Here is a 7,855-nt window from a genome sequence, read left to right on the forward strand (position 1 = left end):
AATTAAAAGTTAAACTTACTTTATTGATAATATTATTCTGTTTCTTAATAGTTATGTTTCATATATTGTTCTTATATTTTGTCAATATTCGTATATTTCTCTTAGTACTTCTCTTATTGGTTTTCACCCTAATTTACCACTTCTTTTTAAGGCCTATACTTAGTCTGATTAGAAAGCATATTCACATATATGATAGTTATGCAAAAGAGTTAGAAGACCATATGGAGCTAACAGACTACCTTATGAAAAAAGCTAATATTGCTGCTAATGTTAAGTCTGAGTTTTTAGGTAACATGTCCCATGAGATAAGGACTCCTTTAAATGGTGTTATTGGGATGACAGAGTTATTGTTAGATACAGAGTTAGATGATACTCAGAAAAGGTATTTAGATGTTTTAAATAAGAGTGGTGGAGCTCTTTTATCCCTAATTGATGATATTTTTGACTATACAAAAATTGAAGAACAAACATTGAAAATTGAGTCCATGGACTTTAATATAAGAAGTTTAATAGAGGAATTTATACGATCCATCTCCTATAGGGCAGAGGATAAGGGACTAAAAATTAGTTCTAACATAGAGAGTGTTATTCCTGAAAATGTTAATGGAGATCCTAGGCGTTTAAGACAGATACTATCAAATTTAACAGCGAATGCAATTAAGTTTACTAAAGAGGGTGAGATTATAATAGGTTGTGAAGTAATTGATATAGGTATTGGGGAGAGTTCTTATAAATTCTCTGTAAGGGATACAGGCATAGGGGTTGATCCATCTAGCAGTAGTAAATTATTTGATGAGTTTACCCAAGAAGATTCCTCTTTAACAAAGGAGCAGGGTGGTCTTGGTTTAGGTTTAACTATATCAAAAGAGTTAATACAGCTTATGGGTGGGGAGATAGGAGTAAAAAATATACCCTCCGGTGGTGCTAACTTCTGGTTTACTTTGAAGTTTATTAGATCAAAATCTAGAAAGAGTTATACAGAACATGGTGATATTAAAGGTGCTAGGGTTCTATGTATAGGCCATAAATATACTGATATGGCTGTCTTAAGCGGAATGTTTGAAAGCTGGGGAATTGAGTTTAAAATAGTCTCAGATATAAATGTAAATTCCTCTTTTAAGTATAATATAATAATATTAGATATAAATAGTAAGGATATTAAGGAGCATAAGAATTATAGTTTTTCAGATGATGTTAAAGTTGTATTGTTAACATCCTCCATTTCTACTTTGGAGACTCAGCGAATAGAGAGTTTAGGATATGATGCCTGCTTAATAAAACCTATAGTTCAAGTTGATCTATATGACTGTATTAGCCAACTGTTAGGTGATATAAAGGAAGGTTTTCATCAAAGTATAATAACTAATGTAACACTAAGAGAGAGAAGGACTTTTATGAATTAGATATATAATTAAATAGATCTATACCCTTTAAGCTATTTCTATCCCCATTAAATGAGATGTCTGGAGTAGTAAATAGTTTTTCTACAATTAGTCCTGCTGCACCATATGATACATCATAGTCTCCAAATGTGGAAAAGTTAATATTTGTATTTTTTTGTAAGTCATATCCCCAGTTATTTTCAATCTCATTTTCTAGGATTCTTTTTGTATCCAGTTTGTAATCAGTAAAAAAACCAGTATAAATTACTTTTGTGATATTAAATGTATTAACAAATAGGGCTATCTGCTTCTGTAGTTCTTTAATAACCTTTAATGTTATATCCATATTATCTATAGCATTTTCAGCTTCATCATCAGTTATTGAAAATTGAGTATTATTAGAATTATTCCAATATATACTTCTAAATTCCCCAGCTGAAAAGTTATCCCCTATTAGCACCTTTCCATCAATTACAATACCTATACCAACAACAATACTTCTCTGTTGTTTATCATTTATATTTATTGGTCTTTTTTCACCTAATACCACAAGAAAATTATTATCTCTCTTGCCAAGGCTAAAAGTCAGTTCACCCCAACAGCAGCAGTTTGCATCATTATCTATAAAAATAGGATAGGTATATTTTTTATTTAGATAGCTGTATAACTCTAGGGATGTATTAATATTTAATGGTTTAGATTGGATTATAATACCTTTATAAGGGTCTATAAGACCTGGGATACCAATTCCTATACCTAATAATTTATCAAACTCATCCTCAGTTTTCTTTATTACTTTTTCCAGTAGTTTATCAATAGATGTTAAAAGGTCACCTTCTGGTAACTCTTCCCTGTAATTTAAAAGAATATCACCGTGGAGGTTTATTATAACTGCATTAAAATACTCTGTTTGGATCTCTAACCCTAAAATAACCCCATAGTTATTATTTAAACTAAGACCTATTCTTCGTCGCCCTGCATGGTTAAGCTCTTCCTCTGTTTTTTTATCAATAATTAAACCTTCTTCTAATAGGTCCGAGGTTATTTTTGAAATTGTAGATTTATCTAAGCCAAGAATTTTCGAAATTTCGATTCTACTAATCCCTTTTTCCTTTCTTATCTCTTGCAAAACTCGAGTTTTATTTATAGAATTTTTTATTGATGGATGCAAATCTTAATCCTTTATATTACGTTGACATTGAAAACTAATTAAATTAACTTAATTATAATATATTTGTAATTTAAGATAAATACAATTGTTAGGAGAGAAAAAGTGATTATTGGTATAGACGTTGGTGGAACAAATATTAAATCGGGACTTATGGATCTTGATAATAAACTTGTATTTGATGACTCCAGACCTACAGGAACAACCCAGGATGAGATTGTAAATAATCTCGCAGAAATTATTAATGAACTTAATGATAAAGCTAAAAGTGATTTTGGTGCAGATGTTTTAGGAGTCGGTATAGGGGTTCCGGGTGTTGTAAGTAAAGAGCTTGATCATGTTTTTAAGTGTACAAATCTGGGTTGGTTTGATGTTCCCCTAAGAGAAATATTAAAAGAGAAAACTTCCTTTTCTGTTTATATCGATAATGATGCAAACTTAGCAGCCCTAGCAGAGCATTATGTAGGTTCATTACAAAATGTTGATTCAGGTATTTTGTTAACCTTAGGTACAGGTGTTGGTGGTGGAGTTATTGTTAATAACAAGCCATTTAGAGGTGGAAACGGTTTAGGGTTAGAAGTTGGACACATGGTAATTGGAGAGAACTTTTTTAACTGTTCATGTGGTAAAAACGGATGTTTTGAGACTTTTGCTTCAGCCACTGCAATCGTTAGGCATTTTGAAAAAATGTTGGCTGATAACAATATAACTGTTGATCATGAGATCTCTTCTAAAGAGATTTTTGATCGGGCGGCAAAAGGTGAAGAACTACCTCTTAAGGCTGTTGATAGATATACAACTTATTTAGCAATTGGTATTAATAATGTTATAAATGTTTTAGATCCTCAGGTTATATCCCTTGGTGGTGGAGTATCCGCTGCTGGTGATTTTTTAATGGATATGTTAACTAAGAAGGTTACTGAAAATTTATTTGTTAAAGGTTTCCCATCAGCAAAAATTAACTACGCTTCTGCTGGTAATAAGGCTGGAGTTATAGGTGCAGCTCTTCTAGTTAAAGAAGAGATGACTAAATAAACTACTCATTTGTTAATAAATTATTAATCAGGCTGTCTATATCAGCCTGGTTAAAATCTGACTTTCTTTCGTAGGCTAACTCCCTGTTAGCTTCTTTTAGTTTTTGTAATAAGCTATAAATCATTATCATAAATATTTTATTACTTGCTATAGGGTGTTTGTTTACAAACTTAAGCATGTTTTTCCTAGAAATCCTAAGAACTATAGCCTTATCCATTGCAACTACGTTTGCAGTTCTTTTAGCATTTAAAAATAGACCAGCCTCCCCAAAAATTTCAGAAGCTCCCAATGTACATATATAGGACTCCCCACTCTGATTATCTACTGTAACTTTTACACTACCTTTTAAAACCGCATATAGGCTCTTTTCTACAACTCCTTGCTTTATTATAACTTCATCTATATACCTGTGTACTGTAATTAAATCCATAAAATCTTCAATCTCATCCTCCTGTAAATACTGTAGAGGATTTATCTTCTTTATATAGGGTTTCATTGATTCATTTATTTGTAGTCTCTCCATAGTTACTCCTAATCTATATTTTAATAGTTAAATTTTACAATATACAATAAAAAAAACTTAGACAAACTCTTTTTATAGCTCTATATTTAGGGTAGGAGTTAAAATGAATATTATTGTGGGACACTCTAATATGGACTTAGATTGTATCGGTTCCATGGTTCTTGCAGGCTACTTATACCCTGATTATACAATTATACGAAGTCGTTTGGTTCATCCAGTAGCTAAGAATGTTCTTAATTTATATAAAAATCAACTTAATTTTCAGTATGGAAAAATATTGAAGGGTGAGCATATTGAGAAAGTTGTCGTTGTGGATACAAGAACCTCAAATAGGATTAAAGAGTATTTTGAATTTGCTGATTATAATATTGGGGATGTAGAAGAAGTTATTATATATGATCACCATGAGGCTGATTGTTGTGATATAGAAAAAGCAATACTTAAAACCGAAGCAATAGGAGCAAATGTTTCTATTATGGTTAAGGAGTTAATTAAAGAGGATATTACTATTACCCCGGAGGATGCCACCATTGCCCTTGCTGGGGTATATGCTGATACAGGTTCCTTTACCTTTGATAGCACTACCTCTGACGATCTAAATGCAGCTAGTTGGCTAATTTCCCAGGGGGCAAAACTTGGTATTGTAAGAAAACTTCTAAAACCTATGAAGGAGGAGTCTCAAATAGACCTCTTTCATAATGTTATGAATAAATTAGAGGTTAAAAAAATTTTAGGCCACTATATACTGCTCTCTTATATTGAGATACCAAAACATGAGCCTGGTATTGGTGCTGTGGTAGAGAAGATTATGGATGTGGAGAATCCTGATGCATTCTTCCTAATTGTAGGGATTGTTAAAGGGAACCAGACCCTTATTATTGGCCGTAGCCAAAAGCAGTCAATAAATATAAGTAAGCTTCTTAAAACATATGGTGGTGGTGGGCATACTATGGCTGGTTCTGCAAAGGTTAAGGAGCTATATAGCCTAAGTTTTTTAGATGAATTTGTATGGTATTTACGTTGCTCTCTAATCCCATCAATATCTGCTGGAAGTTTAATGACTGACAATGTCTTTACTATTAATGAAAATGCAACTTTAATGGATGCATCTATCTATCTAGAGCAGATAGAACATACAGGTTGTCCTGTTGTAAATAGAAATAGTGAGTTAGTAGGAGTTATTACGCTACGGGATATTAGTAAGGGGCGTATGTCTGATTTAATGATGTCCCCTGTTAAAAGTTACATGGCGAGGAAGGTTGAAACCTTTACCATAGACTCATCTGTTCGTGATATAGAGAAGACTTTTTTTAGTAAAAATATAGGGCATATCCCTGTTGTTAAAAATAAAAAGGTTGTAGGTATTGTTACTAGGCAGGACTTCCTGGATCATATTAATGAAGCCAGGAAGTGATCTGTTTATATCTCTAGTGAGTTAATAATACCACAAATAGAGTTAATATCCTGCTTGGTTACCGATAGGCTAGTTACAAATCTAATGGTGTTTTCCCCTGTTGCAAAACATAAGATCCCTCTTCTTGCTAGTTTTCTCTCTAATTTAGATGCAGGGATGCCCACTGTATCAAAAAAAAGAATGTTGGTTTCTATTGTATTTGGATCAACCTTTGCCCACGCCTTACCGTTTAGACACTTAGCCAAGGTTTTAGCATTTATATGGTCTTCAATTAATCTAGGGATGTTATGCTCAAGGGCGTATAATCCCCCTGCTGCTATTATTCCTGATTGTCTTAGTCCTCCACCAAGCATTTTCCTAACAATCTTAGCCTCATCAATAAACTCCTTGCTTCCAGAGAGGATAGCTCCAACTGGAGCTCCTAAACCCTTTGCAAGACAGAATGTTATTGTGTCTGCATAAGAAGAGATCTCTTTTACACTTAAACCAGTGGCTATAGACGCATTAAAAATTCTAGCACCATCAATGTGTAGGGAAAGACCATACTTATGGGCGAAACTTTGTACGTCCTTTAAGTTTTCTTTGTAATAGCAGGTCCCTCCTGCAAAATTATGGGTGTTCTCTATAATAATCATAGAGGTTTTAGCATCGTGGTATGCACCACTTTTAGGGTTTACATACTCTTGTAGTATCTCTGACCTTAAAATACCCCTCTCCCCGGGAACACCTATAGGATTGACCCCTGCAATAGCAGCGGGTGCACCAAGTTCATGATGAAGAGAGTGGGCTTCGTTATGCATCAAAACATCTTTACCTCGGCCACCATTTATAAATAGAGTTATTAGGTTTGCCATAGAGCCACTAGAAACAAAAAGGGAGGATTTTTTCCCTGTAATCTTATTAGAGAGCTCTTGTAGCTTGTTTACTGTTGGATCTTCTCCATAAACATCATCCCCGACCTGGGCTTTATACATAGCTTTTCTCATTGCCTCTGACGGCTTTGTAATTGTATCACTTCTTAGATCGTAGATGTTCATGTTCTCTCCTATTTTTTTAATCTGTCTAAATGTTCAAAGAAACCTGGAAATGTTATATCAACAGCTTCTGCTGTATCTATCTTGTTAATACCTTCGGCTCCAAGGGCTGCAACTGCAAGGGCCATTACAACTCTATGGTCGTCATGACCACAGACTTCAGCACCTTTTAATGGTCCTCCAGTAATCTCCATACCATCTTCTAACTCAACAATGTTTGCACCCATTTTTCTTAGTTCTGCAGTCATAACAGCTATTCTATCTGTCTCTTTCATTCTTGCTTGGGGCACATTTAATAGTCTGGTAGTTCCCTGGGCGTAACAAGCACATGCTGATAGGGCGGGTAGTGCATCTGGTGTTGCATTTATATCTAAATCGCAACCAGTCATCCCCTTTCCTACTATTGTCATATTATCACCATCTATGTTTATTTCACATCCCATTTTTCTTAAATATTCCACTATTGCCTTATCTCCTTGAGAATCGGACATATCAAGACCCTGTAGGGTAAGTGTTGAACCTGTTACTGCTGCAGCTGTAAAGAAAAACGCTGAGGATGAGAAGTCCGCTGGTATTGACCTATTAAAGTTTTTATATTTTTTACCACCATCTATTACAAAGTGTGAATAGTCTGTGTCATCAATTTTAATTCCCTGTTCCTCCATCCATCTTACTGTCATTTCTGCGTATGGTTTTTCGTGGAGTAAAGGTACATTTATCTCTGTTTTTCCTTCAGAAAGTGGTGCTGCTAATAATAGTGCTGAGAGATATTGGCTTGTAGGACACTCTATTGTTGTAGTTCCACCCTTTATAGGCCCTGTTATAGTAAAAGGAGCGCAACCGTTATTGGATTCTACCTTAACCCCTAAATCCTCCAGGCTATTAAGCAGATTAGCTGCTGATCGTCTTTGGATTTGGTAGTCCCCTGTAAAAGTTATTGGAAGATGAGATAGGGCTGCAACAGCTGCAGCAAGATATAGTGTAGTTCCTGAATTCCCTACATCTATGGCCTCTTTTGGCTGTGTAAGTTTTCCTCCAGTTCCTTGAACAATCCATTGGGAATCTGTCTCTTTTATTTTAGCTCCCATAGCAATACATGCGTCTTTACATGCTCTAGTATCTGCGGAGTTAAGAGGATATGATATCACACTCTCTCCTTCTGCCAGTGTAGCGATTAAAAGTGCTCTTATTGTGTGGGATTTTGATGCGGGAATTCTAATGTTTCCCTCTAGTTTTCCCTTAGAAACTTCAATTTTCATGTTTTAACTCCTTGGTTGGCCATAATAATATCGGTTTTTT

7 protein-coding genes are annotated in these 7,855 nt (G+C 34.5%); 3 read left to right on the forward strand and 4 right to left on the reverse strand.

Annotation, left to right across the window (positions count from 1 at the left end):
* The first annotated feature begins 116 nt into the window (after positions 1-116).
* Positions 117-1,403: an ATP-binding protein gene (locus EW093_RS10465; RefSeq protein WP_187759677.1), complete on the forward strand. Its 1,287-nt coding sequence runs from the start codon at positions 117-119 to the stop codon at positions 1,401-1,403.
* Here the strand turns inward: EW093_RS10465 and EW093_RS10470 are convergent.
* Positions 1,393-2,553 carry an ROK family transcriptional regulator gene (locus tag EW093_RS10470; RefSeq protein WP_149568357.1) on the reverse strand — a complete coding sequence of 387 codons (1,161 nt, stop codon included), beginning with the start codon at positions 2,551-2,553 and terminating at the stop codon, positions 1,393-1,395. The two genes, EW093_RS10465 and EW093_RS10470, sit on opposite strands and share 11 nt — an antisense overlap.
* A gap of 102 nt (positions 2,554-2,655) precedes the next feature.
* Here EW093_RS10470 and EW093_RS10475 point away from each other — a divergent pair, with 102 nt between their 5' ends.
* Positions 2,656-3,585, forward strand: coding sequence for an ROK family protein (locus tag EW093_RS10475; protein ID WP_149568358.1), 930 nt, complete (start codon positions 2,656-2,658; stop codon positions 3,583-3,585).
* Position 3,586: 1 nt separating this feature from the next.
* Here the strand turns inward: EW093_RS10475 and EW093_RS10480 are convergent, their stop codons facing one another.
* The gene (locus EW093_RS10480) at positions 3,587-4,108 is read right to left on the reverse strand and encodes a cyclic nucleotide-binding domain-containing protein (RefSeq protein ID WP_149568359.1); all 522 of its coding nucleotides are present in this window, start codon (positions 4,106-4,108) and stop codon (positions 3,587-3,589) included.
* A 103-nt stretch (positions 4,109-4,211) separates the two neighbouring features.
* Between EW093_RS10480 and EW093_RS10485 the strand changes: the two genes are divergently transcribed.
* Positions 4,212-5,522 carry a CBS domain-containing protein gene (locus EW093_RS10485; RefSeq protein WP_149568360.1) on the forward strand — a complete coding sequence of 437 codons (1,311 nt, stop codon included), beginning with the start codon at positions 4,212-4,214 and terminating at the stop codon, positions 5,520-5,522.
* A gap of 5 nt (positions 5,523-5,527) precedes the next feature.
* Here the strand turns inward: EW093_RS10485 and EW093_RS10490 are convergent, their stop codons facing one another.
* Together EW093_RS10490 and aroA are read right to left on the reverse strand one after the other, a co-directional pair.
* Complete coding sequence (locus EW093_RS10490; protein WP_149568361.1) at positions 5,528-6,559, reverse strand: threonine aldolase family protein; 1,032 nt, start codon at positions 6,557-6,559, stop codon at positions 5,528-5,530.
* A gap of 8 nt (positions 6,560-6,567) precedes the next feature.
* The gene (aroA, locus tag EW093_RS10495) at positions 6,568-7,815 is read right to left on the reverse strand and encodes a 3-phosphoshikimate 1-carboxyvinyltransferase (RefSeq protein WP_149568362.1); all 1,248 of its coding nucleotides are present in this window, start codon (positions 7,813-7,815) and stop codon (positions 6,568-6,570) included.
* Between the last annotated feature and the right edge of the window lie 40 nt (positions 7,816-7,855).

The organism is Thiospirochaeta perfilievii, from assembly GCF_008329945.1.
GTDB classification, from domain to species: Bacteria; Spirochaetota; Spirochaetia; order DSM-2461; family DSM-2461; genus Thiospirochaeta; species Thiospirochaeta perfilievii.